This window comes from Pseudomonas sp. UMAB-08 (assembly GCF_900095225.1).
Taxonomy (GTDB): Bacteria; Pseudomonadota; Gammaproteobacteria; order Pseudomonadales; family Pseudomonadaceae; genus Aquipseudomonas.
This window is the reverse complement of the sequence record NZ_LT607422.1, coordinates 162,449-187,710: the sequence shown is the minus strand read 5'-3', so window position 1 is coordinate 187,710 and position 25,262 is coordinate 162,449. Positions and strand designations below refer to the sequence as shown.

The 25,262-nt window shown below is 59.3% G+C and carries 26 protein-coding genes; 11 read left to right on the top strand and 15 right to left on the bottom strand.

The window, feature by feature from the left end:
• Positions 1 to 67 precede the first annotated feature (67 nt).
• The gene (locus K0F75_RS16750) at positions 68 to 925 is read left to right on the top strand and encodes an SDR family oxidoreductase (RefSeq protein ID WP_219063065.1); all 858 of its coding nucleotides are present in this window, start codon (positions 68 to 70) and stop codon (positions 923 to 925) included.
• An 85-nt stretch (positions 926 to 1,010) separates the two neighbouring features.
• Here the strand turns inward: K0F75_RS16750 and K0F75_RS16745 are convergent, their stop codons facing one another.
• From K0F75_RS16745 to K0F75_RS16720, 6 genes are all read right to left on the bottom strand, one after another.
• On the bottom strand, positions 1,011 to 1,748 hold the full coding sequence (locus K0F75_RS16745) for a hypothetical protein (RefSeq protein ID WP_219063064.1): 738 nt from the start codon (positions 1,746 to 1,748) through the stop codon (positions 1,011 to 1,013).
• 57 nt (positions 1,749 to 1,805) lie between these two features.
• Positions 1,806 to 2,186: a RidA family protein gene (locus K0F75_RS16740; RefSeq protein ID WP_003229509.1), complete on the bottom strand. Its 381-nt coding sequence runs from the start codon at positions 2,184 to 2,186 to the stop codon at positions 1,806 to 1,808.
• A 25-nt stretch (positions 2,187 to 2,211) separates the two neighbouring features.
• Positions 2,212 to 4,320: a bifunctional GTP diphosphokinase/guanosine-3',5'-bis pyrophosphate 3'-pyrophosphohydrolase gene (spoT, locus tag K0F75_RS16735; protein WP_219063063.1), complete on the bottom strand. Its 2,109-nt coding sequence runs from the start codon at positions 4,318 to 4,320 to the stop codon at positions 2,212 to 2,214.
• 60 nt (positions 4,321 to 4,380) lie between these two features.
• Positions 4,381 to 4,644: a DNA-directed RNA polymerase subunit omega gene (gene rpoZ / locus K0F75_RS16730; RefSeq protein ID WP_219063062.1), complete on the bottom strand. Its 264-nt coding sequence runs from the start codon at positions 4,642 to 4,644 to the stop codon at positions 4,381 to 4,383.
• Positions 4,645 to 4,799: 155 nt separating this feature from the next.
• Positions 4,800 to 5,420, bottom strand: a complete 621-nt coding sequence (gene gmk / locus K0F75_RS16725; protein WP_219063061.1) for a guanylate kinase — start codon at positions 5,418 to 5,420, stop codon at positions 4,800 to 4,802.
• A 12-nt stretch (positions 5,421 to 5,432) separates the two neighbouring features.
• Complete coding sequence (locus K0F75_RS16720; protein WP_219063060.1) at positions 5,433 to 6,296, bottom strand: YicC/YloC family endoribonuclease; 864 nt, start codon at positions 6,294 to 6,296, stop codon at positions 5,433 to 5,435.
• 288 nt (positions 6,297 to 6,584) lie between these two features.
• Here K0F75_RS16720 and rph point away from each other — a divergent pair, with 288 nt between their 5' ends.
• Positions 6,585 to 7,307 carry a ribonuclease PH gene (rph, locus tag K0F75_RS16715; RefSeq protein ID WP_219063059.1) on the top strand — a complete coding sequence of 241 codons (723 nt, stop codon included), beginning with the start codon at positions 6,585 to 6,587 and terminating at the stop codon, positions 7,305 to 7,307.
• A gap of 48 nt (positions 7,308 to 7,355) precedes the next feature.
• On the top strand, positions 7,356 to 7,724 hold the full coding sequence (locus K0F75_RS16710; protein WP_219063058.1) for a DUF4870 domain-containing protein: 369 nt from the start codon (positions 7,356 to 7,358) through the stop codon (positions 7,722 to 7,724).
• Positions 7,725 to 7,787: 63 nt separating this feature from the next.
• On the opposite strand, the gene K0F75_RS16705 is transcribed toward K0F75_RS16710, so the two are convergent.
• Positions 7,788 to 8,567, bottom strand: coding sequence for an exodeoxyribonuclease III (locus K0F75_RS16705; protein ID WP_219063057.1), 780 nt, complete (start codon positions 8,565 to 8,567; stop codon positions 7,788 to 7,790).
• A gap of 82 nt (positions 8,568 to 8,649) precedes the next feature.
• On the opposite strand from K0F75_RS16705, the gene pyrE reads away from it, so the two are divergent.
• Positions 8,650 to 9,291 carry an orotate phosphoribosyltransferase gene (pyrE, locus tag K0F75_RS16700; RefSeq protein WP_219063056.1) on the top strand — a complete coding sequence of 214 codons (642 nt, stop codon included), beginning with the start codon at positions 8,650 to 8,652 and terminating at the stop codon, positions 9,289 to 9,291.
• Positions 9,292 to 9,304: 13 nt separating this feature from the next.
• Positions 9,305 to 9,895, top strand: coding sequence for a DUF4124 domain-containing protein (locus K0F75_RS16695; RefSeq protein ID WP_219063055.1), 591 nt, complete (start codon positions 9,305 to 9,307; stop codon positions 9,893 to 9,895).
• Between the two features lie 74 nt (positions 9,896 to 9,969).
• On the opposite strand, the gene argB is transcribed toward K0F75_RS16695, so the two are convergent.
• The 4 genes from argB to coaBC all read right to left on the bottom strand — a co-directional run bounded on the left by argB (position 9,970) and on the right by coaBC (position 15,294).
• Positions 9,970 to 10,875, bottom strand: coding sequence for an acetylglutamate kinase (gene argB / locus K0F75_RS16690; protein ID WP_219063054.1), 906 nt, complete (start codon positions 10,873 to 10,875; stop codon positions 9,970 to 9,972).
• A gap of 29 nt (positions 10,876 to 10,904) precedes the next feature.
• Positions 10,905 to 12,302 carry a phosphomannomutase/phosphoglucomutase gene (locus K0F75_RS16685; RefSeq protein ID WP_219063103.1) on the bottom strand — a complete coding sequence of 466 codons (1,398 nt, stop codon included), beginning with the start codon at positions 12,300 to 12,302 and terminating at the stop codon, positions 10,905 to 10,907.
• 1,321 nt (positions 12,303 to 13,623) lie between these two features.
• Positions 13,624 to 14,079, bottom strand: a complete 456-nt coding sequence (dut, locus tag K0F75_RS16680) for a dUTP diphosphatase (protein ID WP_219063053.1) — start codon at positions 14,077 to 14,079, stop codon at positions 13,624 to 13,626.
• Positions 14,080 to 14,085: 6 nt separating this feature from the next.
• Positions 14,086 to 15,294: a bifunctional phosphopantothenoylcysteine decarboxylase/phosphopantothenate--cysteine ligase CoaBC gene (gene coaBC / locus K0F75_RS16675; protein WP_219063052.1), complete on the bottom strand. Its 1,209-nt coding sequence runs from the start codon at positions 15,292 to 15,294 to the stop codon at positions 14,086 to 14,088.
• Between the two features lie 132 nt (positions 15,295 to 15,426).
• On the opposite strand from coaBC, the gene radC reads away from it, so the two are divergent.
• Positions 15,427 to 16,101 (top strand): DNA repair protein RadC, encoded by a 675-nt coding sequence (radC, locus tag K0F75_RS16670; protein ID WP_219063051.1) that lies wholly within the window; start codon positions 15,427 to 15,429, stop codon positions 16,099 to 16,101.
• Between the two features lie 79 nt (positions 16,102 to 16,180).
• Here the strand turns inward: radC and K0F75_RS16665 are convergent, their stop codons facing one another.
• Positions 16,181 to 17,779 carry an ABC transporter substrate-binding protein gene (locus K0F75_RS16665; protein ID WP_219063050.1) on the bottom strand — a complete coding sequence of 533 codons (1,599 nt, stop codon included), beginning with the start codon at positions 17,777 to 17,779 and terminating at the stop codon, positions 16,181 to 16,183.
• Positions 17,780 to 18,143: 364 nt separating this feature from the next.
• On the opposite strand from K0F75_RS16665, the gene rpmB reads away from it, so the two are divergent.
• Positions 18,144 to 18,380, top strand: a complete 237-nt coding sequence (gene rpmB, locus K0F75_RS16660) for a 50S ribosomal protein L28 (RefSeq protein WP_219063049.1) — start codon at positions 18,144 to 18,146, stop codon at positions 18,378 to 18,380.
• 11 nt (positions 18,381 to 18,391) lie between these two features.
• The gene (gene rpmG, locus K0F75_RS16655; RefSeq protein WP_219063048.1) at positions 18,392 to 18,547 is read left to right on the top strand and encodes a 50S ribosomal protein L33; all 156 of its coding nucleotides are present in this window, start codon (positions 18,392 to 18,394) and stop codon (positions 18,545 to 18,547) included.
• A gap of 80 nt (positions 18,548 to 18,627) precedes the next feature.
• Here the strand turns inward: rpmG and K0F75_RS16650 are convergent, their stop codons facing one another.
• Positions 18,628 to 18,990: a cupin domain-containing protein gene (locus K0F75_RS16650; protein WP_219063047.1), complete on the bottom strand. Its 363-nt coding sequence runs from the start codon at positions 18,988 to 18,990 to the stop codon at positions 18,628 to 18,630.
• Positions 18,991 to 19,159: 169 nt separating this feature from the next.
• Here K0F75_RS16650 and K0F75_RS16645 point away from each other — a divergent pair, with 169 nt between their 5' ends.
• Positions 19,160 to 20,653, top strand: a complete 1,494-nt coding sequence (locus tag K0F75_RS16645) for an aldehyde dehydrogenase (RefSeq protein WP_219063046.1) — start codon at positions 19,160 to 19,162, stop codon at positions 20,651 to 20,653.
• Positions 20,654 to 20,827: 174 nt separating this feature from the next.
• A complete protein-coding gene (locus K0F75_RS16640; protein ID WP_219063045.1) occupies positions 20,828 to 21,973 on the top strand; it encodes an MFS transporter in 1,146 nt (381 codons plus the stop codon).
• Positions 21,974 to 22,021: 48 nt separating this feature from the next.
• Here K0F75_RS16640 and K0F75_RS16635 read toward each other — a convergent pair whose 3' ends face one another.
• Positions 22,022 to 23,455 (bottom strand): PLP-dependent aminotransferase family protein, encoded by a 1,434-nt coding sequence (locus K0F75_RS16635; protein ID WP_219063044.1) that lies wholly within the window; start codon positions 23,453 to 23,455, stop codon positions 22,022 to 22,024.
• Between the two features lie 177 nt (positions 23,456 to 23,632).
• Between K0F75_RS16635 and K0F75_RS16630 the strand changes: the two genes are divergently transcribed.
• Positions 23,633 to 23,866 (top strand): DUF1127 domain-containing protein, encoded by a 234-nt coding sequence (locus K0F75_RS16630; RefSeq protein WP_219063043.1) that lies wholly within the window; start codon positions 23,633 to 23,635, stop codon positions 23,864 to 23,866.
• 14 nt (positions 23,867 to 23,880) lie between these two features.
• Here K0F75_RS16630 and K0F75_RS16625 read toward each other — a convergent pair whose 3' ends face one another.
• Positions 23,881 to 25,194, bottom strand: a complete 1,314-nt coding sequence (locus K0F75_RS16625) for an FAD-binding oxidoreductase (protein WP_219063042.1) — start codon at positions 25,192 to 25,194, stop codon at positions 23,881 to 23,883.
• Positions 25,195 to 25,262 lie beyond the last annotated feature (68 nt).

Below are 25,262 nucleotides of genomic sequence, written 5' to 3'. Positions count from 1 at the left end.
TTAAATTCAGACGCCATTTTCGGCTGTTTACCGCGCCGTTGTCGCACGTTTATTGTGGAGCTCCGACATGTCTGCCCCGTCTGTTTTGATTGCTGGTTGTGGTGATGTTGGAAGCCGTCTCGCCAGCCAGTTGCTTGCTCAGGGCTGGACCGTGTATGGCTTGCGCCGGTCTGTTGCGCGCCTGCCTGCCGGGGTAACGGGCATTGCAGGTGACCTGTTCGATGCTAATTGCCCAAACGCCTGGCCGACCTCGCCGATTGATTACCTGGTCTACAGTGCTGCGGCGACCGATCATGACGAGGCCGGTTACCGGGCAGCGTATGTGGATGGCCTGCGCAATGTATTGAGCTGGCTCAAGCAACACGGGCAGAAGCCCAAGCGTCTGGTGTTCGTGTCCAGCAGCAGTGTGTATGGGCAACAACAGGGAGAGTGGGTCGATGAGTCATCGGCTACCCAGGCGACGGGTTATTCCAGTCGGCTGATGCTCGAGGCCGAGCACCTGGCGTTGCACAGTGGCATCCCCGCCAGCGTGGTACGCCTGACAGGTATCTATGGGCCGGGCCGCGAATGGCTGCTGACGCAAGTTCGTCAGGGTTATCGCGTCGTGGTCGAGCCGCCTTTATATGGCAATCGCATTCACGTCGACGATGCCGCAGGGCTATTGGCGTATCTGGTGCAAGCGGATGCCCGTGGCGTGGCGCTGGATGAGTGCTATATCGGCGTCGATGATGCACCCGCGCCCTTGGCCGAGGTGGTTGCCTGGCTGCGTGAGTACTTGGGGGTTACCCAGTGGTCGGCTGAGGCCAGCGTGCGCCGCGCCGGTAGCAAGCGTTGCAGCAATGCCAGGGCCAGGGCCTTGGGCTGGGTGCCGCGTTATGCGAGTTATCGCGAGGGGTATGCAGCGATTCTTGAAGGGCAGAAATAAAGGGCTGAACCCTGTATTGCCTGACAAGCTTGTATCGCGAATGCCTCCGCTCTCACAGTGGGAGCGGAGGGCATGTCGCGTGGCTTCAGTTCCGCTCGAGCAACCAGTGACGTGCACCAGGGCGCAGGTCTGGCATTTCGTCGGCTTTGGCCTGATTGACGGCCTGGAGTATTTCCATCTGCTTGTCTTTGCGGACAAAAATCCAGGCGTTGCCTTGCTGGGCTTTTTCCAGCCAGAGGCTGTCGTGTTCGCCGCTCATGGCTGCGCAATCACCGGCCAGGCATAGCGCGTAACGGTCATTGCCCGGCAAGCCGATAATGCTGCCATCAGGCTGGAACTGAACGACGCCGCCCGTGCCTTCGCCGTCGACAATTTTCCATTTACCGCCCATGTAGGCGCTGTACAGGGCTTTCTCGAAACTGCTGCCCGGCGGTGCGTCGGCAGGTGCGGGATTTTCGGGCTGCACGAAGCGTTGTTCCGGGCTCGTGTCGCTGACGCCTTGAACCAGTTCGTCGCCCTTGAGGCTCAGGTCTTCGAAGAAGTTACCGTAGAAATCGACGTGCCATTTGCCATCGGCGGCGCTGACGATTTTGCCTTCACTCAGCTCGAAGCCGTTAGAGAAGGCAGCCTGCTTGGCTTTGGTGTCGACGTGCCATTCCAGGTTAGGCCCGTTAGCGAGCAGCGCCTGGCGCAGATTTCCACCCTTGGAGGCGGCATCGATAGCGGTTTGGTTGATCCAGATGCCGTCAGGGTTACGGTCGGCGTGGCTGGCACAGCCGCTCAATAGCGTGGCGAGCAGCGAGAGGGCAAGCGCAAAGCGCATAGCGGATTCCTTCCTTTGCAGGGTGGGCGGAACGGCCAGCGCTCCGCCGGGGGGGGGTTATTCAATAACGAGGATGGCGTCCATTTCGACCTGCGAGCCTTTTGGCAGCGCAGCAACACCGATGGCGGCGCGGGCCGGGTAAGGCTGGTCGAAGTATTTGCCCATGATCTCGTTGACCTTGGCGAAGTGGCTCAGGTCAGTCAGGAAGATGTTCAGTTTGACGATGTCCTTGAACGAACCGCCGGCTGCCTCAGCCACGGCTTTCAGGTTTTCGAACACCTGAACGGTCTGGGCTTCGAAGCCTTCGACCAGTTCCATGGTTTTCGGGTCCAGCGGGATCTGCCCGGACATGTAGACGGTATTGCCAGCTTTGATCGCCTGAGAGTAAGTGCCGATGGCTGCAGGTGCTTTGTCGCTGGTGATAACGGTCTTGGTCATGAAGAACTCCTGATGAAGTGGTTGGCTACGCGCGCATGCGGGTGATGCGGATGACCCCTGTCAGGGCGCGCAGTTTTCTGATCACGCGGGCCAGGTGCACACGGTCGTGCACGCTGACTACCAGTTGGACCACGCTGATGCGACCATCGCGCTCGTCCATGCTGATTTTTTCGATATTGCCGTCTGCGGCATTCACGCTGCTGGCCAGCAGGGCGATAAGGCCGCGCTGATGTTCCAGCTCGACGCGCAGTTCGACGTTGAATTCGCCCGTCACATCCTTGGCCCAGGACAGCTGGATGCATTTTTCCGGGTTGTGGCGGATTTCACTGATGTTGCGGCAGTTGTCCAGGTGCACAACCATGCCTTTGCCCGCGGACAGATGGCCGACAATCGGGTCGCCCGGGATCGGCGTGCAGCACTTGGCGTAGCTGAGGACCAACCCTTCGGTGCCGCGAATCGCCAATGGACCTTCGGAGCTTGGCAGTTGCTCTGCTTCGCTGGTCAGCAAGCGACGGGCGACGACGTAGGCCATGCGGTTGCCCAGGCCAATGTCTTCGAGCAGGTCTTCGATGACCTCCACGCGGTACTCGGTAAGGATCATTTGCACGCGGTCGGCCGGAATTTTCTCCAGGGTGCTGTTGAAGCCGTTGAGCACCTTGTTCAGCAGGCGTTCGCCCAGGCTGATGGATTCAGAGCGGCGTTGCAGCTTGAGGGCATGGCGAATATGCGTGCGAGCTTTACCGGTGACCACGAAATTCAGCCACGCCGGGTTCGGACGCGCACCTGGCGCACTGACGATCTCAACCGTCGAGCCACTTTGCAACGGCTCGGAGAGCGGTGCCAGGCGACGATTGATCCGACAGGCTATGCAGCTGTTGCCGACATCGGTGTGGACTGCGTAAGCGAAATCGACCGCCGTGGAGCCTTTGGGCAGCTCCATGATCCGGCCTTTGGGCGTGAACACGTAGACCTCGTCCGGGAACAGGTCGATCTTCACGCTTTCGATGAATTCCAGCGAGTTGCCAGCACGCTGCTGCATTTCCAGCACGCCTTTGACCCACTGGCGAGCACGGGCATGCGTGCCTTGTTGCTGCTCGTCGCCGTTGGATTTGTACAGCCAATGCGCCGCGATCCCGTTGTTCGCCATCTCTTCCATTTCGCGGGTGCGGATCTGGATTTCGATGGGAACGCCGTGCATGCCGAACAGCGTCGTATGCAGGGACTGGTAGCCGTTGGCCTTGGGAATCGCGATGTAATCCTTGAAGCGACCGGGCAGCGGTTTGTACAAATTATGCACAGCACCCAGCACGCGGTAGCAGGTGTCGACTTTGTCGACGATGATGCGGAACGCGTAAACGTCCATGATTTCGTTGAAGGCCCGGCGTTTGCCGCGCATCTTCTTGTAGATGCCGTACAGGTGTTTCTGCCGACCGCTGACTTCGCCTTCGATACCGTCCACGGCCAGGCAATGGCTCAGGGACTCTTCGATCTTGTTGACCAGCTCTTTACGATTGCCCCGTGCCCGTTTGACCGCCTGGCCAATGCGTGAGGAGCGCATTGGGTACATGGCCTTGAACCCGAGGTCTTCGAACTCGATGCGAATGCTGTGCATGCCCAGGCGATTGGCGATGGGCGCATAGATTTCCAGGGTTTCCTTGGCGATCCGCCGACGCTTTTCTCCGGACAGGACTTCCAGCGTGCGCATGTTGTGCAGCCGGTCAGCCAGCTTGACCAGGATCACGCGGATATCGCGCGCCATGGCCATGGCCATTTTCTGGAAGTTTTCAGCTTGCGCCTCGGCCTTGGTCTCGAAGTTCATCTGAGTCAGCTTGCTGACCCCATCGACCAGTTCGGCCACGGTTTCGCCGAACTGCGCACAGAGCGCTTCCTTGGCAATTCCGGTGTCTTCAATCACGTCATGCAGCATGGCCGCCATCAGGCTTTGATGGTCCATGTGCATGTCGGCAAGGATATTCGCGACCGCTAGAGGGTGCGTGACGTACGCTTCACCGCTACGACGGCGTTGGCCATCGTGGGCTTGTTCGGCGTAGAAATACGCTCGGCGGACCAGATTGACCTGGTCTTTACCGAGGTAGGCCGACAGACGATCGGCGAGGGCGTCTATGCTCGGCAAGGTGTTACCCCCTGCCGATGGCTTTTGCCCTGTGCCGTACTACGTCGACCAGGCATAGACTTAGACGGCCTCGTTGGACTCGTCCTCGAAATTACCGAACAACGGCTCATCTTCAACGATTTCAGCTTCTGCAATGACTGCGTAATCCATCAGGCCCGCTGCGATTTCACGCAGAGCCATAACGGTAGGCTTGTCGTTTTCCCAAGGCAGCTTCGGTTCTTTACCGCCGGTCGCCAATTGACGAGCACGCTTGGTAGAGAGCATGACCAGCTCAAAGCGATTAACGACGTGGTCTAGGCAGTCTTCAACGGTCACGCGGGCCATGGGTATTCCTCGTAGCAAATGCAGTATGCGCGGTGCCCGGATGGGCGAGCGGACTGAACAGTTTAAAAAAACACCAGCGTTTAGGGAAGCGCTGATTTTTCAGGGGCACCCCAATACGTTGCTTACGCACGTTTAAAATGCCCGAAAACGGTCTTTCAGGCCAGCAGTTGACGAAGCAAATCGCTGAAACGCTGCTGTTGTGGTTTCTGCTTTAACTGGTTGGCGCGGAAGATGGCTTTAAGGTCTTCCAGGGCGGTGGCGAAGTCATCGTTGATCACAATGAAATCGTATTCCACATAATGGCTCATCTCGCTGACGGCTTCACGCATGCGCCCTTCGATGATCTCGTCGCTGTCCTGGCCGCGGTTGGTCAGACGTTGACGCAACGCTTGCTGGGTCGGCGGCAGGATGAAAATCGAGCGCGCATCCGGCAGCAATTTGCGGACTTGTTCAGCCCCTTGCCAGTCGATTTCCAGAATCAGGTCATGGCCTTCATCAAGCGTTTGTTGCAGGCGGCTCTGCGAGGTGCCGTACATATTGCCGAAGACTTCGGCCTGTTCGAGAAAATCGCCGTGCTCGATCATCCGCACGAACTCGGCGCGGTCGACGAAGTGATAGTTCACCCCGTCGACTTCGCCCGGACGCATGGCGCGCGTGGTGTGCGAGACCGAAACGCGGATCAGCGGCTGGGCGTCGATCAGGGCTTTGACCAGGCTGGTTTTGCCCGCGCCAGAGGGTGCAGAAACGATATAAAGGGTGCCGGTACTGTGGGTCATGTTGGGGTAGCCTTACTCAATATTCTGCACTTGTTCACGCATCTGCTCGATCAACACCTTGAGGTTGACCGCCGCTTGAGTGCTGCGCGGGTCGAAGGCTTTGGAGCCCAATGTATTGGCTTCGCGGTTGAGTTCCTGCATCAGGAAGTCCAGGCGCCGACCTGCTTGTCCGCCGGTCTTGAGGACGCGACGCACCTCAGTGACGTGGGTGCTGAGACGGTCCAGTTCTTCGGCGACGTCACTTTTCTGCGCGAGCAGGACCATTTCCTGTTCCAGGCGCTGAGGATCAAGCTCGGCCTTCATGTCGGCAAAGCGATCCATTACCTTTTGGCGCTGGGTCGCGAGCATCTGCGGCACCAATGTGCGCAGGGTCGCGACTTCTTCGTTGATCGACACCAACCGTTCGTCTAGAAGTTTGGCCAGGTCGGCGCCTTCACGGCCGCGACCGGCTTTCAGCTCGCTTAACGCCTCGCTGAACAGGGCCAGTGCATCGTTATTGAGCGCCTGCGGGTCGCTGGCATCGGCCACCAACACGCCAGGCCAGGCGAGTACTTCCAGCGGATTCAGCGGAGCAGGTTGTTTGATCAGGCTGGCCACGGTCTCTGCTGCAGCGATCAATTGTGCGGCGCGATCGAGATCAACCTGCAGAGGTTTGCCGGCGGTTTCTTCGGTGAAACGCAAAGTGCACTCCACCTTGCCGCGCGACAAGCCCTGACGCAGAGCTTCGCGGACCGCGCCTTCCAGGTCGCGAAAGGACTCTGGCAAGCGCAGGTGCGGCTCAAGATAACGATGATTGACCGAGCGCAGTTCCCAGCTCAGCGTGCCTTGGGTGCCGGCCCGTTCTACTCGGGCGAAGGCCGTCATGCTGTGCACCATGGGAAATACCTCGTGGGTTCAGGCGGTGAAAGGCTGTCGTGGGCGCAGGACTGCCCCAATAAATGTCACAAATAGCCGACAGGCTTCGAAGGCGCAGGATTGTAGCGCAGTGCAGTGCATGCTCCCAAACTGGCGACACCCTACGGTGTTGCCGAACGTCGCTCTTGTGTCGGTTGCAATGCTGTTGGCGGCTTCGAATCGGCCCGGCAACTTTATTAGAGGTGCCCAGCTCGGGTTGTGACCTCTATAATGCCCGGCAGTTTTCCGTCTCAGTACAGGTATTCCCAAATGAAACGTCCAAGTGGCCGCGCTGCCGATCAGCTCCGCTCGATCCGCATCACCCGCAACTACACCAAACACGCCGAGGGTTCTGTACTGGTCGAGTTTGGTGACACCAAAGTGATTTGCACGGTCAGCGTCGAGAGCGGCGTGCCGCGCTTCCTTAAAGGTCAGGGCCAAGGCTGGCTGACGGCTGAATACGGCATGCTGCCGCGCGCCACTGGCGATCGCAACCAGCGTGAAGCGAGCCGTGGCAAGCAAGGCGGGCGTACCCTGGAGATTCAACGTTTGATCGGCCGCTCCCTGCGCGCAGCGTTAGACATGTCCAAGCTGGGCGAAGTGACACTGTATGTCGATTGCGATGTGATCCAGGCCGATGGCGGTACACGTACCGCGTCCATCACCGGCGCCATGGTTGCGTTGGTCGATGCGTTGAAAGTCATCAAGAAGCGTGGCGGCCTCAAAGGCGGCGATCCACTCAAGCAGATGATTGCTGCGGTGTCGGTGGGTATGTATCAGGGCGAGCCCGTGCTCGACCTCGACTATCTGGAAGACTCCGCTGCCGAGACCGACCTCAACGTGGTGATGACCAGCGCTGGTGGCTTTATCGAAGTTCAGGGTACCGCTGAAGGCGCGCCGTTCCAGCCGGAAGAGCTGAACGCGATGCTGGCATTGGCGAACATCGGCATGGCCGAACTGTTCGAGCTGCAACGTGCTGCACTGGCCGACTGATCGGCCCGGGTATAGATTCAGTCATCACACCTGCTAAGGATAAGCATCATGAGTGAGAGCCAGCTTCCACTACCGACCCCCAGTGCTGAGGTTCGTCAATGGGCGATGCTCTGTCACTTTGCGGCGTTTTTCGGACTGATCTTCCCTTTCGGCAATCTGCTGGGACCATTGATTCTCTGGCAGATCAAGAAAGAGACCGATCCTTTCATTGATGCCCAAGGCAAGGAAGCTCTGAATTTTCAGATCACCGTGGCGATTGCCGCGATGATCTGCTTCCTGTTGATGGTCGTGATTATCGGCTTCCCGCTGTTGGTTCTGGTCGGCGTCGGCGCGCTGGTGTTGACCATTATCGGTGGGGTCAAGGCCAACGACGGGATTGCCTATCGCTATCCGTTTACCTGGCGCTTGATCAAGTAACGCAAGACTTTGCAGCCACGAAAAAGCCGACACGAAGTCGGCTTTTTTGTGGGCGGCGGGACGTCAGATGGTCAACGTCCAATCGTAATCCACGATCAATGGAGCGTGTTGCGAGAAGCGTGGCTGACGTGGCAGACGAGCGCTGCGTACGAAGCGGCGCAGACCCGGGGTCAGCAGTTGGTAGTCGAAGCGCCAACCGAGGTTGAGCATTTCGGCTTGCTCGTTATCCGGCCACCAGCTGTACTGATCGCCTTCACGGCTGACTTCACGCAGGGCATCGACATAGCCCATGGTGCCGACAATCTCGTCCATCCATGCGCGTTCTGGCGCAAGAAAGCCTGGAGATTGCTGGCTGTCACGCCAGTTTTTGATATCGAGCTTCTGTTGCGCGACGTACAGCGAGCCGCAATAGATATATTCACGACGCTTGCGTCGTTGCTTATCCAGGTAGCGCGCGAAGTCGTCCATAAGCTTGAACTTCTGGTTCAAGTCTTCGTCGCCGTTCATTCCCGAAGGAAGCAGCAAGGTCGCAATACTGACCTTGTCGAAATCCGCTTGCAGATAGCGCCCGTAACGGTCGGCTGTTTCGAAGCCAAGTCCGCTGATAACAGCCTTTGGTTGCAACCGCGAGTAGAGCGCCACACCGCCTTGGGCAGGGACTTCAGCTTCGCAGGCATAAAGGAAGTAGCCATCCAGTTGGAAGGCTGGGTCGTCCAGTTCAAAGGCAGAGGCGCGGGTGTCCTGTAGGCAGATGACGTCAGCATTCTGGGCTTGCAGCCAACTGAGCAAACCACGCTCGACTGCAGCCTGAATGCCATTTACGTTCACACTGATGATCCGCATAAATGGCCCCAAAAATCACGTGCGTGTATGATACCCGAGCTCTACCTAATTAGCTAAATCCGTGGTATTTGGGGCTTTTTTCATGCAGGCATATCAGCGCGACTTCATTCGTTTTGCCATCGATCGCGGTGTTCTGCGCTTCGGTGAGTTCACTTTGAAGTCTGGACGGACCAGTCCATATTTCTTCAATGCCGGCCTGTTCAACAGTGGTTCTGCCCTGGCTCAGCTCGGTCGTTTCTACGCCCAGGCGGTGGTTGAGAGCGGCATTTCTTTCGATGTTCTGTTCGGCCCGGCCTACAAGGGTATTCCCCTGGCGGCCACGACGGCCGTGGCTTTGGCTGAACATCATCAACTGGATCTGCCGTGGTGCTTCAATCGCAAGGAAGCCAAGGCTCACGGCGAAGGCGGAAGCCTGGTCGGCGCGCCACTGGAAGGTAATGTGTTGATCATCGACGACGTGATCACTGCCGGTACGGCCATTCGTGAGGTCATGCAGATCATCAAGGACCAGGGCGCGAAGGCGGCCGGTGTGCTGATCGCCCTGAATCGTCAGGAACGCGGCAACGGCGAGCTGTCGGCGATTCAGGAGGTCGAACGTGACTTCGGTATCCCGGTGATCAGCATCGTGTCCTTGAATCAGGTCCTGCAATTTTTGGCCGATGACCCGCAACTCAAGCATTATTTGCCTGCGGTCGAGGCTTATCGGGCGCAGTACGGAATTTGAGGATGCTGCATTTATGCTCAAACTGAGCACCGTTGGGCTGCTATTGGCGTTGAATGTGATGACTGTACAGGCTGCGGATAAAACGCCTGTGTTGCTCTATCGCTACGTCGACAACAAGGGTGGGATCGTTCTCGACCGTCAAGGTGTGCCGCCAGAGTATGTCGGCAAGGGTTACCAGGTGCTCAATGAGCGGGGCCGGGTGATACAGGTCGTGCCGCCAGCCCCCACGGCGGAGGAAATCCAGCGTCAGCAGGCCGACAAGGCCAAGGCCGACGCCAATGCGCAACTGCTGCATTTGTACAGCAGCGTGAGCGATGTCGACCGGGCCAAGACCCGTAAGCTCGCCGAGCTGGATGCCTTGATTGCTGTGGCACAGGGCAACCTGCAAGGCTTGATCTCTCAGCAGAGCACGCTTCAGGGCCAGGCTGCGGCCCAGGAACGGGCCGGGCGTGTTGTGCCGCAGCCGCTACTCGATCAGATGAACAGCCTGCGTGACGATCAGCAAAGCCTGAGGGCTGAAGTCGAGCGTTATCAGGATTCGCGCAAACAGGCTGAGGCCGATTTTGCGATTGATAGAGTGCGGGTTCAGCAGTTGCAGCACTGACAGACTCCCGAAAAAAAAGGCCCCGCCCGGTGTGAACCGGACGGGGCCTTTCAGTTGCGCGGCTTATCGATCAATCAATGGCGCTTGCGATTGGTGATCTGAGTGCCGACGCCGCTGTCGGTGAAGATCTCCAGCAGCACGGCATTGGGCACGCGTCCGTCGATGATGTGTGAGCTGTTGACCCCGCCCTGAACCGCTTCCAGTGCGCACCGGATCTTGGGCAGCATGCCGCCGTAGATGGTGCCGTCGGCGATCAAGCCATCGACTTGTTCGGTGGTCAGCCCGGTCAGGACTTCGCCTTGTTTATTCATCAAGCCAGCGATGTTGGTCAGCAAAATCAGTTTTTCGGCCTTGAGGGCTTCCGCGACTTTGCCTGCAACCAGGTCGGCGTTGATGTTGTACGACTCACCATTAGGGCCGACGCCGATAGGCGCGATGACCGGAATAAAGTCGCCTTTGACCAGCATGTTCAGCAGGTCGGTGTTAACCCCGACCACTTCACCGACCTGGCCGATATCAATGATTTCCGGCTTGGTCATGTCTGGCGTCTGCCGGGTGACCGTGAGCTTTCGCGCGCGGATCAGTTCAGCGTCCTTGCCGGTCAAGCCAATGGCGCTGCCGCCGTGGCGGTTGATCAGGTTGACGATGTCCTTGTTGACCTGGCCGCCCAGGACCATTTCCACCACGTCCATGGTTTGTGCGTCAGTGACGCGCATGCCGTCGATGAAGTGGCTTTCGATGGACAGACGCTTGAGCAGGTCGCCGATTTGCGGACCCCCGCCGTGAACCACTACCGGGTTGATACCGACGGCTTTCATCAGCACGATATCGCGCGCAAAGCCGGTTTTCAGCTCCTCGCTCTCCATAGCGTTGCCGCCGTATTTGATCACCAGCGTCTTGCCGACAAATCGGCGAATGTAGGGCAGCGCTTCGGACAAAACTTTGGCTACATTAGCAGCGGCATCGTGTTCGAGGGTCATTCAGGGCTCCAGTGAAAACAAGGGTTCATTCAAAACGGTAATTGGAGGTCGGGCGCAACGTTCTTGAGCTGGGCGTGGAACACGTCCTTGATGCGCTGCAATTCGGCTTCAGTGTCGGCCTCGAAGCGTAATACCAGGACCGGCGTGGTGTTGGATGCACGCACCAGACCCCAGCCTTTGGGGTAGTCCACTCGCACGCCATCAATGCTGGTCAACTGTGCGTCGCCCCATTGGGCATCGCGTTGCAGCGCTTCAATGATGCTGAACTTGGTCACGTCCGTCACATCGATATTGATTTCCGGTGTGGAAATATCATTCGGGAAGGTCGCGAAGACTTCTTCAGCGGTGGCTTTCTCCTGGCTGAGGATTTCCAGCAGGCGTGCCGCGCTGTAGATGCCGTCGTCGAAACCGAACCAGCGTTCCTTGAAGAAGATGTGCCCGCTCATTTCGCCTGCCAGCAGCGCACCGCTTTCGCGCATCTTCTTTTTGATCAGCGAGTGACCGGTTTTCCACATCACCGGACGACCGCCGTATTCGCGGATCAGCGGAGTCAGGCGGCGGGTGCATTTGACGTCGAAAATGATATCGGCACCGGGATTGCGTGACACCACATCTTTGGCGAACAGCATCAACAGGCGATCCGGGAACACGATGTTGCCGGTGTTGGTAACGACGCCTACGCGGTCACCGTCACCGTCAAAGGCCAGGCCCAGGTCGGCGCCGGTTTCCTTGACCTTGGCGATCAGGTCAACGAGGTTTTCCGGTTTGCCTGGATCAGGGTGGTGGTTCGGGAAGTTGCCGTCGACGTCGCAGAACAGCGGGATGATTTCGCAGTTCAGGGCTTCGAGCAATCGCGGAGCGATGACGCCCGCCGCGCCGTTGCCACAGTCGACCACGACCTTCATGCGTCGGGCGAGGACAACATCTTCGGTGATCTGCTTGAAGTAGCGATCAAGGATTTCGACTTTCTCGATGCTGCCTTTGCCGGTGGTCAGGTCGTTGGTTTTCAGGCGCGTGTGCAGGGCCTGGATCTGTTCGTTGGCCAGGGTGTCGCCGGCAATGACGATCTTGAAGCCGTTGTAGTCTCGCGGGTTGTGGCTGCCGGTCAGCATCACACCGGTTTTCCCGGCAAGCACGTTGGCAGCGTAATAGAGCGCAGGGGTCGGTACGAGGCCGACATCGCTGACGTGGCAGCCGCTGTCGTGCAGGCCCTGAATCAGTTGCTGTACCAGCTCCGGGCCGGACAGGCGGCCATCGCGACCTACGGAGACGTTAGGTTCATTCTTGGCCAGACTCTCGGAGCCGATGGCGCGACCAATCCAGTAAGCCGTTTCTGCGAAGAGGGTGTCACCGACGACGCCACGAATATCGTAGGCGCGGAAGATGGTGTCAGGAAATTTGGGTGCCACCAATGCTGTACTGCTCATAACTGGGGGGTGCTCCAATCTCAGGAAATCCTGGTTTTCGTCGAGGAAGTCGATATCGAGAATGTCGGTATCTTGAAACAGCGGATCGACCCACTCAGTACGCGGGGCATTGGGCTGAGTCGACGCTGGGGCACTGCTTGTCGCTAAGTCGTTATTGAAGCGGTTCTTGTCACTTGATGCGCCCTGGACCGTGGTCGATGGCGCATTGCGGAGCGAAAACCTGGCCAAGCTCTGTGCCAGTCCGTTCAGGGCCGGCAGGCTTAATCCGAAAGCTTTGACGGCTTTTCCGCCTGAGAGTTCTTGAAGCAGTTGGTCCAGCTGTCGGGCATCTGCCGAAATGCGGCGCTGCAAGGCGCTGTCGTTGAGGTACAGCCCAAGCACGACACCGGCTAGAGCGACCAGCGCAGCCAGCGCCAGAAACAGCCAGGGCACTGATGAATCGAGTGCCGGGCCCGGCGTGAAGTCGAGTTTCCAGTTGGGTTGGCCGGTGTCGAAGGTCTGTGATGAACCTGCTGCTGGTTGACCGCGTTGCAGCAGAACTTGCGCAGGACTGACGCCGAACTGTTGGGTCACCTGGACCTGGCCAATATCAGCGAGCAAAACCGGCAGCGCGCTCAGCACCCGTTGCAGGTCGAATGCCAGCAACAGGGTGCCGGTGATCGGTGCGCCAGGGCTCGCCCGCAGCGGTGCAACGTTATAGACCAGCCAGCGCTCGCCGACTTTGCGCGCTTCAGGGGAGGGCGTCTGGCCGAGTGCTGCTTTGTTGAGCATGTCCAGGGTGGAAAAATTCACCGGCACGGGACCTTGCGCATCCACGTCGGTCCGGCCGAGAGGGTTGAGCCGGGCGCCCACCACGCTGTCGTGATAGCGCAGCTGATTTTCAGCCTGGCTGATCAAGGTGGGGTCATTGCTTTGCAGTGCCTGGGCAAGCGCGCCGTCGAGCGCGGCGGTTTGCGTCTCGGCGTTCAGTTGTTTGAGCGCCAGGCCCAAGGCGCCGGCCTGGCTTGAACCCCAGGCCTGGCTGAGCCGGGTCTGTTGTTGTGGATGGCTGAATAACGCCAGCCACAACAACACGCTGGCCGCGAGCAGCCCTGCGACAGACGAAACAAGGCCGGGCGAAAGAATGGGTTGACGCGCAGCCGATGGCTGGCTGTCGGGAGTTTGTGAGTGATTGCTTGCTGTGGCGGTGCGGTTAAAGCCTTTCACATCACCTCTCCCCGGTATTCATCCTGAATCGCAAAGGGTCTTTCCTGAGCCGTTTGGTGTCCGTTAGGGCCCAAACGGCCGGGTCAGGGTTCAAGTGGCCATTTTAGACGTTGTTTCAGTGACTGCCCGAATGACCAAAACCGCCAGCACCACGCTGGCTTTCGTCGAACTCTTCGACCAACTCGAAGTGTGCTTGTACGACCGGCACCAGTACCAGTTGAGCAAGGCGTTCGCCGATCGAGATTTTGAAGGCGGTCTGGCCGCGGTTCCAGCAGGACACCATCAACTCGCCCTGGTAATCGGAGTCGATCAAGCCGACCAGATTGCCCAGCACAATGCCGTGTTTATGGCCAAGGCCCGAGCGCGGCAGGATCAACGCGGCGAGGCCGGGATCGCCAATGTAAATCGACAGCCCGGTGGGGATCAGCAGGGTCTGGCCCGGTTCGATGGTCGTGTCTTCTTGCAGCATCGCGCGCAGGTCGAGACCGGCGGAGCCCTCGGTGGCGTAGGCCGGAAGAGGGAAGTCGCTACCAATGCGAGGGTCGAGGATTTTGGCTTGTAAAGCATGCATGCGTGATTAAACCTGGTTCAGACGGTCGGCGATAAAAGTGATCAGCTGGCGGGCAATCTTGCCTTTGCTGGTCTGGGCAAAAAAAGTTTCGTGCAGCGCCCGGTCAATCACGCTGCACGCATTCTCTTCGCTATTGAAACCGATGCTGGGGTTAGCCACATCGTTGGCGACGATCAGGTCCAGGTTCTTGTCCTTGAGCTTGCGTGCAGCATAGTCGAGCAAATGTTCGGTTTCGGCAGCGAAGCCGACACTGAATGGACGGTCCGGGCGGCCAGCAATCGTGGCAAGAATGTCCGGGTTGCGGACCATCTGCAACAGCAGGCCGTCACCGTTGCTGGGGTCTTTTTTGAGCTTGTGCGGTGCGACCACTTCGGGGCGGTAATCGGCCACCGCAGCGGAAGCGATAAACAGATCGCAGGGGATCGCGGCTTCGCAGGCAGCGAGCATGTCGCGGGCACTGACCACGTCGATCCGCGTGACGCGATCCGGGGTTGGCAGATTGACCGGGCCGGTGATCAAGGTCACCCGTGCGCCGGCTTCAACCGCCGCTTCGGCCAAGGCAAACCCCATTTTCCCCGAGCTGTGGTTGGTGATGTAGCGCACCGGGTCGATGTTTTCCTGGGTCGGGCCGGCGGTGATCAGGACATGCCTGCCGGTCAGCGACTCGCGGCGGAAACAATCGGCAGCACGTTGCGCCAGTTCGTCCGCTTCGAGCATGCGGCCGAAGCCGACATCGCCGCAGGCCTGGCTGCCCGATGCTGGACCGAACATGCGCATGCCGCGCTCTTCGAGCAGTCGGGTGTTGGCCTGCGTCGCTGGATCGCGCCACATCGCCTGGTTCATTGCCGGGGCAATCGCTACAGAGGCGTCAGTGGCCAGCACGACGGTGGTCAACAGGTCATTGGCGATGCCTTGGGCCAGGCGTGCGATCAGGTCGGCGGTAGCCGGGGCGATCAGCACCAGGTCGGCCCACTTGGCCAGCTCGATATGGCCCATGGCGGCTTCCGCGGCCGGGTCGAGCAAATCCATGTGCACCGGATTACCGGACAAGGCTTGCATGGTCAGGGGCGTGATGAATTCACTGCCGCCGCGGGTCATGACAACACGCACTTCTGCGCCCTGGTCGCGTAACCGACGGACCAGTTCGGCGCTCTTGTAGGCGGCGATGCCGCCGCCGACGCCGAGAACAATGCGTTTTCGATACAGCCGCTGCATAGGCGTGCCTTTTAGTCGAGTGAACGCGACGGCGATGACGCCTCCCCAGGCCAGATCGCCGCGCAAAAAAGATGGGCTAAGATAGCACAGCGACCGCACGGGAACAGCGGTCCCCACACACATGGAGGTGCTATGAGTATTCGTGATTGGCCTGCGGCCGAGCGTCCGCGGGAGAAGCTTCTTGAGCAGGGGGCGGCGAGCCTTTCCGATGCCGAACTGTTGGCGATTTTTTTGCGCACGGGTGTTGCCGGAAAAAGCGCCGTGGACCTTGCGCGACATTTGCTGAAGCAATTTGGCAGCCTCAGGTCGTTGCTGGAGGCTGATCTGCAAACCTTCTGCCTGGAGTTGGGGCTGGGCCCTGCAAAGTTCGCGCAGTTGCAGGCGGTGATGGAGATGTCTCGTCGGCATATGGCCGAACGTTTGAAGCGCGATTCAAGCCTGGAGAACCCGCAAGGTGTGCGTGACTACCTCAAGGCGCAGCTCCGGCATGAGCCGCACGAGGTTTTCGCCTGCCTGTTTCTGGACACCAAGCATCGGGTGTTGGCGTTCGAGGCGTTGTTTCGAGGATCGATCAGTTGCGCCGAGGTCCATCCCCGGCAAGTGGTCAAGCGCGCCCTGGCTCACAATGCGGCGGCGTTGATCCTGTGCCACAACCATCCGTCCGGCGTGCCCGACCCCAGCGAGGATGACTGCAGGCTGACCCACCTGCTCAAGGACGCCCTGGACATGATCGACGTGAAGGTGCTCGATCACTTCATCATCGGTGATGGCGACCCGTTGTCGATGGTCGAAGCCGGTTTGATGTGAGAGGCACAGGCCGCGCACAGCGGGGGCGCGGCCTGTTTATCGTACGAAAAATGTACAGCGCGTTATTTTCGTCCTGCGTCTATTTCAATATGACGTGGGAAAAGTCCTGACGACCGAACGGACTCACCTGATAACCCTGTACGTCTTTGCGCGTCACTGCGGCGGCGGTCGGGTGTGCCAGCGGCAGCCACAAGGCCTGTTGCTGGATCTGCGTCTGAGCCTTGAGATACAAGGCGCTGCGCTCGGCTTGATCGCTGGTGGCCTTGCCTGCGCTGATCAGTTTGTCCAGGCCCTGGTCGCAATAACGGGCGAAGTTGGTCCCTGAGGTTACGGCGGCGCAGGAGAACTGCGGTGTCAGGAAGTTATCCGGGTCGCCGTTATCGCCTGCCCAGCCCATGAACAGCAGGTCATGCTCGCCAGCCTTGGCGCGACGAATCAACTCGCCCCACTCGATGACTTTGATCTCGGCCTTGATCCCGACGGCAGCCAGGTCCGCCTGCAACAATTGCGCGCCGAGGCTCGGGTTCGGGTTGAGCAAACTGCCGGACGGGCGCGTCCAGATCGTGGTTTTGAAGCCATCCTTGAGACCGGCTTTGGCCAGCAACTCACGGGCTTTGGCCGGATTATGCTGATAGCCGGGAAGGTCTTTAGCGTAGCTCCAGGTGTTGGGTGGATACACCCCGGTCGCGTTTTCAGCGGTGTCTTCGAACACCGCTTTGAGGTAGCTGTTTTTATCGAAAGCGAGGTTGATCGCCTGGCGAACTTCAGGCTTGTCCAGCGGCGGATGCTGGCTGTTCATCGCGACAAACGCGGTCATGAACGCTGCGTTTTTTTCGATTTTCAGCTGTGGGTCTTTGCTGGCGGCCTGAATATCCAGAGGCTTGGGTGAAAGAGTGATCTGGCACTCGTTCTGGCGGATTTTCTGCAGTCGCACGTTGGCGTCCGGCGTGATCGCATACACCAGCGCGTCGACGGCGGGCTTGCCGCCGAAGTAGTCCGGGTTGGCGGCGTAACGCACCACAGCGTCCTTCTGGAAGCGCTTGAAGACGAATGGACCGGTGCCGACAGGTTGGCTGTTAAGTTTTTCCGGGGTGCCCGCCTTCAGCAGCTGCGCGGTGTATTCGGCGGAATAGATCGACGCAAACCCCATGCTCAGCGTTGCCAGGAAGGTCGAGTCCGGGTGGTTGAGGGTAAAGCGGACGGTGAGCGCATCAGGTGCTTCAATATTCTTGATCAGTGCGGGTAACTGCATCGATTGTGCATGCGGAAAGCCGCTTTGGGCGACCTTGTGCCACGGGTTGGCCGGGTCGAGCATGCGCTGGAAGCTGAACTGGACGTCTTCTGCGGTCAGGTCACGGGTCGGATTGAAGTAATCGGTGTGGTGAAACTTCACCCCGGCGCGTAGTTTGAAGTCGTAGGTCAGGCCATCCGCCGAGACACTCCAGCGTTCAGCCAGACTGGGCAGCAGTTTGCCGCTCTGCGCATCGAACTCCACCAAGCGGTTCATGAGCACGTCGGCGGAGGCGTTGGTCGTCGTCAGCGAGTTGTACTGCACAACGTCAAACCCTTCGGGGCTGGCTTCGGTGCAGACGCTGAGGGTGGTCGCAGCCTGAGCCGGCAATGTGCTGAAAAAGGGCGCGAGCAGGAGCGAAAGGGCTGCGAAACGCGTAAGACGCATGGCGATATTCCTGTCAGAGAGGGCCCCATCTGCGGGCGCAGTCTGGTGAGAGACTTACCCTAGACTATGCATCGGCGCAGGACAATCCGTCTGGCGCGACGAGCGGTATATTTCTTGCCGTGCCCGCACGGACTGAGCCTGAAGGCGAAACACGGTCTGCCAAAACAAGGTAATGTGCATGTGTTGTTGTTGCATCTCAGGGTTTCTGATATAAAGCAGCGCTCTTTTCTAGGGGCCCGGTTCCTTCGTTTGTAGGTGTGGCCGGTAAGACCCCTAAAGAAACGCGGCGCCTGGCGCCAAATGACTGAGAGATTAAGCGGCCAACCCATGCCGGGTTGGGCATGTGGTTTTAGAGGGCTGAGGCATGTCGAGAGTATGTCAAGTTACCGGTAAGGGTCCGGTAACCGGGAATAACATTTCCCACGCAAACAACAAAACCCGTCGTCGTTTCCTGCCGAACCTGCAGCATCACCGCTTCTGGGTCGAGTCCGAGAATCGTTTTGTGCGTCTGCGCGTATCTGCCAAAGGCATGCGTATCATCGACAAGCGTGGCATTGATGTCATTCTTCTCGAAATTCGCGCCAATGGCGCTAAGGTCTAAGGGAGATAATCATGCGTGAATTGATCCGTTTGGTGTCGAGCGCTAACACAGGCCACTTCTACACCACCGATAAGAACAAGCGCACCACTCCGGACAAAATCGAAATTAAAAAATTCGATCCGGTTGCTCGTAAGCACGTGATCTACAAAGAAGCCAAAATCAAGTAATTGATTTCGCTTTTTACGAAAAAACCCGCCTGAGAAGGCGGGTTTTTTTGTGTCTGAATTTCAGCGAAAGCAGCCGCTACTCAGACCTTCTGTTCGAACACCACATACACCTTGCGACAGGCTTCCAGCACTTCCCAGGTGCCTTTGAAGCCCGCAGGAATCACAAAGCGATCACCGGCACGCAGGGTTTTTGCGTTGCCATCCTCGTCGCGTAGCACCGATACGCCCTGCACGATTTCGCAATACTCATGTTCGGTGTAATTCACCGTCCATTGACCGATTTCACCTTCCCAAACGCCAGCGCTGAGTTGGCCGCAAGGGCTGTTGTAATGGTTGTAGACGGTTTGCTCGGGGTTGCCCTTGAGGATTTTTTCTGGCGCGGGCACGTAGTGCTCTGGCGTGGTATTGGCATGGCTGAAGTCGACAATATTTTCGATGTTCATCGTGATTCGCTCCCCGCTAACGCGTTTCATGTTGAATAAAATGAACAACAAAACGCCGTTTGGCCTCAAGTGTCAAATATATTGGAAATTCCCCAGTCACTTGGTTTAGGGTGGTGGTTGCCCTTGGCTGATGCCATCCGTATTCAAAAAACAACAGGAGGACACTCGTATGACCACCCTGACTCGTGCTGACTGGGAACAACGTGCCAAGGATCTGAAGATCGAAGGCCGTGCTTACATCAACGGTGAGTACACCGCTGCGGTTTCTGGCGCCACCTTCGAATGCATCAGCCCGGTCGATGGCCGCGTCCTGGCACAGGTTGCCAGCTGCGACATTGCCGACGCCCAGCATGCGGTCGACAGTGCCCGCGCTACGTTCAACTCTGGCGTGTGGTCACGTCTGGCCCCTGTCAAACGCAAGGCGGCGATGATCCGTTTTGCCGGTCTGTTGAAACAGAACGCTGAAGAATTGGCTCTGCTCGAAACCCTCGACATGGGCAAGCCGATCAGTGACTCGCTGAACATCGATGTCCCCGGTGCCGCCCAGGCGCTGAGCTGGAGCGGTGAAGCGATCGATAAAATTTACGATGAAGTGGCCGCCACGCCCCACGACCAACTGGGTCTGGTGACGCGCGAGCCCATCGGTGTTGTGGCGGCCATCGTGCCGTGGAACTTCCCGCTGATGATGGCCTGCTGGAAACTCGGTCCAGCGTTGTCCACCGGCAACTCGGTCATCCTGAAACCGTCGGAAAAATCGCCGTTGACCGCTATCCGCATCGCCCAACTGGCGGTTGAAGCCGGTATCCCGGCGGGTGTGCTCAACGTGCTGCCTGGCTATGGTCACACCGTCGGCAAGGCGCTGGCCCTGCACATGGATGTCGACACGCTGGTCTTCACCGGCTCGACCAGAACCGCCAAACAGTTGCTGATTTATTCCGGCGAGTCGAACATGAAGCGCATCTGGCTGGAAGCCGGTGGCAAGAGCCCGAATATCGTATTTGCTGACGCACCGGATCTGCACGCCGCTGCCGAATCGGCTGCTGGCGCTATCGCCTTCAACCAGGGCGAAGTGTGCACTGCGGGTTCGCGTCTGCTGGTCGAACGCTCGATCAAGGACACGTTCCTGCCGCTGGTGATCGAAGCGCTCAAGGCCTGGAAGCCAGGTAATCCGCTGGACCCGCAAACCAATGTGGGGGCGGTGGTCGATACCCAGCAGTTGAACACCGTGTTGTCTTACATCGAGTCGGGTCATGCCGATGGTGCCACGTTGGTCGCAGGCGGCAAGCGCACGCTGCAGGAAACGGGCGGCACCTATGTTGAACCGACGATTTTTGACGGCGTCAGCAACGCGATGAAAATCGCGCAGGAAGAAATTTTCGGCCCGGTGCTGTCGGTGATTGCCTTCGATACCGTCGAAGAAGCTATCCAGATCGCCAACGACACGCCTTATGGCCTGGCGGCGGCTGTGTGGACCGCCAACCTGTCCAAGGCTCATCTGACGGCCAAGGCGCTGCGTGCCGGCAGCGTGTGGATCAACCAGTACGATGGCGGCGACATGACCGCACCGTTCGGCGGGTTCAAGCAGTCGGGCAACGGCCGCGATAAATCGCTGCATGCGTTCGACAAGTACACCGAGCTGAAGGCGACCTGGATCAAGTTGTAATCCGGGGAGGTCGCGAATGAATTCGCTCCCTCAGGGCTCTGATCCTCTGTAGGCGCGAATAAACTCGCGCAAGCGGTGTGTAAGACAACCGAAAAGCAGCCGGGCTCTCCACATCAGGAAGCCCGGTTGTTTTGTTTTGACCGTCGGTACACGTTATCCACAGGAGCGTGGGCAATGCGTTGGGGTACTTATTTCGCTGTTCTGGCCTCCGTCTTGAGTGTCGGATTGGCCTTGGGCGTGAGCATGCCGTTGGTGTCCTTGCGCCTGGAAAGCTGGGGCTACGGTTCTTTTGCCATCGGGGTGATGGCGGCGATGCCGGCGATTGGCGTGCTGGTCGGGGCGAGTTTTGCCAGCCGTCTGGCCGCGCGCTTCGGAACGCCACTGTTGATGCGTTTGTGCTTGTGGGCCGGGGCGTTGTCCATCGGCTTGCTGGCCTTGCTGCCCAACTATTGGGTCTGGGTAGGGCTGCGCCTGTTGATCGGGGTGATCCTGACCATCGTGTTCATCCTCGGCGAAAGCTGGATCAATCAACTGGTGGTCGAGCGTTGGCGCGGCCGGTTGGTGGCGCTGTATGGCAGCAGTTATGCCCTGAGCCAACTGGCTGGCCCCCTGCTGCTGGGCATCATCGGCGCCGAAGCGGATTACGGTTTCTGGGTCGGCGTCGTGCTGCTGCTCTGTTCGCCGCTGCTGTTGCTGGGACGTACCGGCGCGCCCAGCGCTGAAGCCTGCAATGTGACCTTCAGCGATCTGTTCGGCTTTTGCCGAGGCCTGCCAGCGATTGCCTGGGCGGTGGCACTGTTCGCGGCGTTCGAGGCAATGATTCTGACGTTACTGCCGATCTACTGCCTGCGTCAGGGCTTTACCCCGGAAGTCGCCTTGTTCATGGTCAGCACGGTGGTGGTTGGTGATGCGCTGCTGCAATTGCCGATTGGTGCGCTGGCTGACAGGGTTTCTCGGCGCACGCTGTTTTCGGGCTGTGCGCTGTTACTCATGCTGTCGAGTCTGGCGATTCCGCTGCTGCTTGATACGGTGCTGATCTGGCCGGTCTGGGTGTTGTTTGGCGCCAGCGCCGGTGGGTTGTTCACCTTGTCGTTGATTCTGATCGGCGAGCGTTATCGCGATGACTCACTGGTTCGTGCCAACGCACACATCGCTCAGCTGTGGGGGATAGGCTGCTTGCTCGGGCCTCTGGCGGCGGGCGCGGGCAGCCAATGGGTCAGTGGGCATGCCCTGCCATTGCTCATGGCCGCTGGTTCCTTCGGTCTGGTGATTTTGTCCCTGCGCCGTGGTGCGTTCGGTGCGCAGCCGGTCGTGGCTTAAAGCCCTTTTTTCTGGCCTGCCCCTTAGCCCCGCACTGCGGGGCAGACGTCAGTGGGGGGCCGGTTCCGTCTCGGCGAGCAGGCGGGTGATGGTCGAGCCTACTTTGCGCACGGCGTCCTCGATCTGCGCCGTCGGTTTGGCGGCGTAGTTCATCCGCAGGCAATTGCGGTACTTGCCGGACGCCGAGAAAATGCTGCCCACGGCGATCTGTACGCCTTGGTCGAGCAAGGCACGGTTCAGGCGCAAGGTGTCGAAATCCTCAGCCAGCTCAACCCACAGCATAAAACCGCCTTGGGGCCGACTGACACGGGTGCCTGCCGGAAAGTAGCGCATGACCCAATCGGTCATCTGATCGCGACCGCGCTGATACTGCCCGCGCATCCGCCGCAAATGCGGCTCGTAGTGCCCAGACTCCAGAAATTCGGCAATCGCCAATTGCGGTTGAGTGGCGGTCGAGCCGGTGCTGATGTACTTCATGTGCAGCACCCGCTCCAGATAGCGCCCCGGCGCGACCCAGCCAATGCGCAGTCCTGGCGCCAGGGTTTTCGAGAACGAGCTGCACAGCAGGACGCGACCGTCTTCGTCGAAGGATTTGATCGTCCGCGGTCGGGGATAGTTGTAGGCCAGATCGCCATACACATCGTCTTCGATGATCGCCACATCAAAGCGTTGAGCGAGGCTCAGCAGGGCCCGCTTGCGCGCCTCGGGCATGATGTAGCCCAGCGGGTTGTTGCAGTTGGGGGTCAGTTGAATGGCTTTGATCGGCCACTGTTCCAGCGCCAGTTCCAGCGCATCGAGGCTGATGCCGGTGATGGGATCGGTGGGGATTTCCAGGGCTTTCATGCCCAGGCCCTTGAGGGTCTGCATGGCGCCGTGAAAGCTTGGCGAGTCCACCGCCACGATGTCACCCGGCTCGCAAATGGCGCGGATGCTGGTGGACAGCGCTTCATGGCAGCCAGTGGTGATCACCAGATCGTTGGCCGAGAGCTGGCACCCGGAATCCAGCAGCAGGCGCGCCACCTGATCGCGCAGGCTTTGGGTGCCGTAGATGTTGTCGTAATACAGCCCAGGCATGTCCTGGCGCCGACTGATCTTGGCCAGCGCGCGCAGCAGGGGTTTCAGGGTCGGGCTGCTGACGTCTGGCATGCCGCGCCCGAGCTGGATCACATTGGCATTGGGCACACTGCGGATCAGCTCGAGGACTTGTTCCCATTGGGAAATTTCGACGGGCCGTTGCGCCGGTCGTCCCACCACCGGCAGGGCGGGGATCGTACGGCCAGACGGGACGAAATAACCTGATTTAGGTTTAGGCGATGCCAGCCCGTTGTCTTCCAGCAGGCGATACGCCTGTTGCACGGTGCTCAGGCTGACGCCGTGCTCCAGGCTCAGTGCGCGGACCGAGGGCAGCCGGTCTCCAGGGCGATAAAAGCCGTTTTCAATGCGGGTGCCGAGTAGGGCGGCAAGGTTGACGTAAAGCGTCATGGCGTACTCTCGATGGCGATCGATTCAGTTGACCAGTACAGATACCCTCAAAATACAGGATTCAGCCTCGTGATGGGACTGTCTGTATGGAGTTAATAAGGTTTTTTTGAATCTGTAATGGATTTGCCCGGCCCGTCATCATGAAATCACACGAACGCGTGATGGAGGGATCAGGAAATGAATGGGTTGAGCGATGTACGGCTGATGCTGCATAGCCAGGAACTGCATGAGGGGCGAGCGCCTTGCGTGCAGGCGGGCTGCCCGCCGGGCCTAAGCCGGTGGGGCGTGTTCCGCCATCGCTGGGTGACCCGCAAAGCGCTGCTTGATCTGGATGCCAAGCAGTTGCGCGACGTTGGCATCAGCCTGGAGCAGGCCCGAGCCGAGGGCCTGAAGCCGTTCTGGAGGGGTTGAACCACGCCTGGCGGTCAGCGCAGTTCTTTCAGCCGATGCCAGAGCATGCCCAGCGCCAGCAGCGGGGAGCGCAGGTGTTTGCCGCCAGGGAAGGTCATGTGCGGCACTTTGGCAAACAACTCGAAACCGCTGCTGTGTTGCCCGCTGATGGCTTCTGCCAACAGCTTGCCGGCCAGATGCGTGGCATTCACCCCATGCCCGGAATAGGCTTGGGCGTAAAACACGTTGGGCTGGTCCTTGAGCCTGCCGATCTGCGGCAGGCGGTTGGCGCCGATGCCGATCATGCCGCCCCATTGATAGTCGATCCTGGCCCCGGCCAGTTGCGGAAAGACTTCCAGCATTTTCGGCTGCATGTAGGCCGCGATGTCCTGCGGGTCGCGCCCGGAGTAATGACACGCACCGCCGAACAACAGGCGTCGGTCGGCGGAAAGCCGGTAGTAATCCACCGTCACCCGTTGGTCGCAGACGGCCATGTTCTGGGGCAGTAACTCATGGGCCTGCGCTTCGCTGAGCGGCTCGGTGGCGATGATGTAGCTGCCGGCGGGCAGCACTTTGCCGCTGAGTTCCGGGTTCAGATCATTCAGGTAGGCATTGCAGCCCAGCACCAGCGTATCGGCGCGCACCGAACCTTGAGCGGTATGCACGCACACGCGTGAGCCGTACTCGATACGGGTCACCGCCGAGTGCTCGAAGATCTGTACGCCCAACGTGCGAGCGGCGGCCGCTTCGCCCAATGCCAGGTTCAGCGGGTGCAGATGGCCCGAGCCCATGTCGATCATGCCACCGACGTAGCGGTCCGAGCCGACCACACTGTGCATCTCGTTCGCTTGCAGCAGGCGCAGTTCATGGCGATAGCCCAGGCTGCGCAATTCGTCTGCATCTTCGGCTAAGCCGTCGAGATCGCGCGGCTTGTTGGCGAGGTCGCAGTAGCCCCACGTCAGGTCGCAGTCGATCTGGTAGCGGGCGACCCGCTGGCGCACGATTTCCACCGCCTCCAGGCCCATGAGCTTCATCTGGCGTACGCCGTCGCTGCCGATCACGTTGCTGAACTGATCGAGGCCATGGCCGACGCCGCGAATCAGTTGTCCGCCATTGCGCCCACTGGCGCCCCAGCCGATTTTCCGCGCTTCCAGCAACGCCACACTCAAGCCACGCTCTGCCAGCTCGATGGCCGTGTTCAGCCCGGAAAAGCCACCGCCGACTACGCACACATCGACGTTCAACTCGCCTGCCAGCGGCGGATGATCCGGTTGCGGATGGCTGCTGGCGGCGTAATAGGACGCGGCATGCTGGTCGTTGGCGAGCGGTTGCTGAACGCGAGCGTTCATGAGGGTTATCCTGATTTTTGTGTTTTGAAAATTTCACGCAGCATAGACGTGAGCCGCGCTGCCCAGCA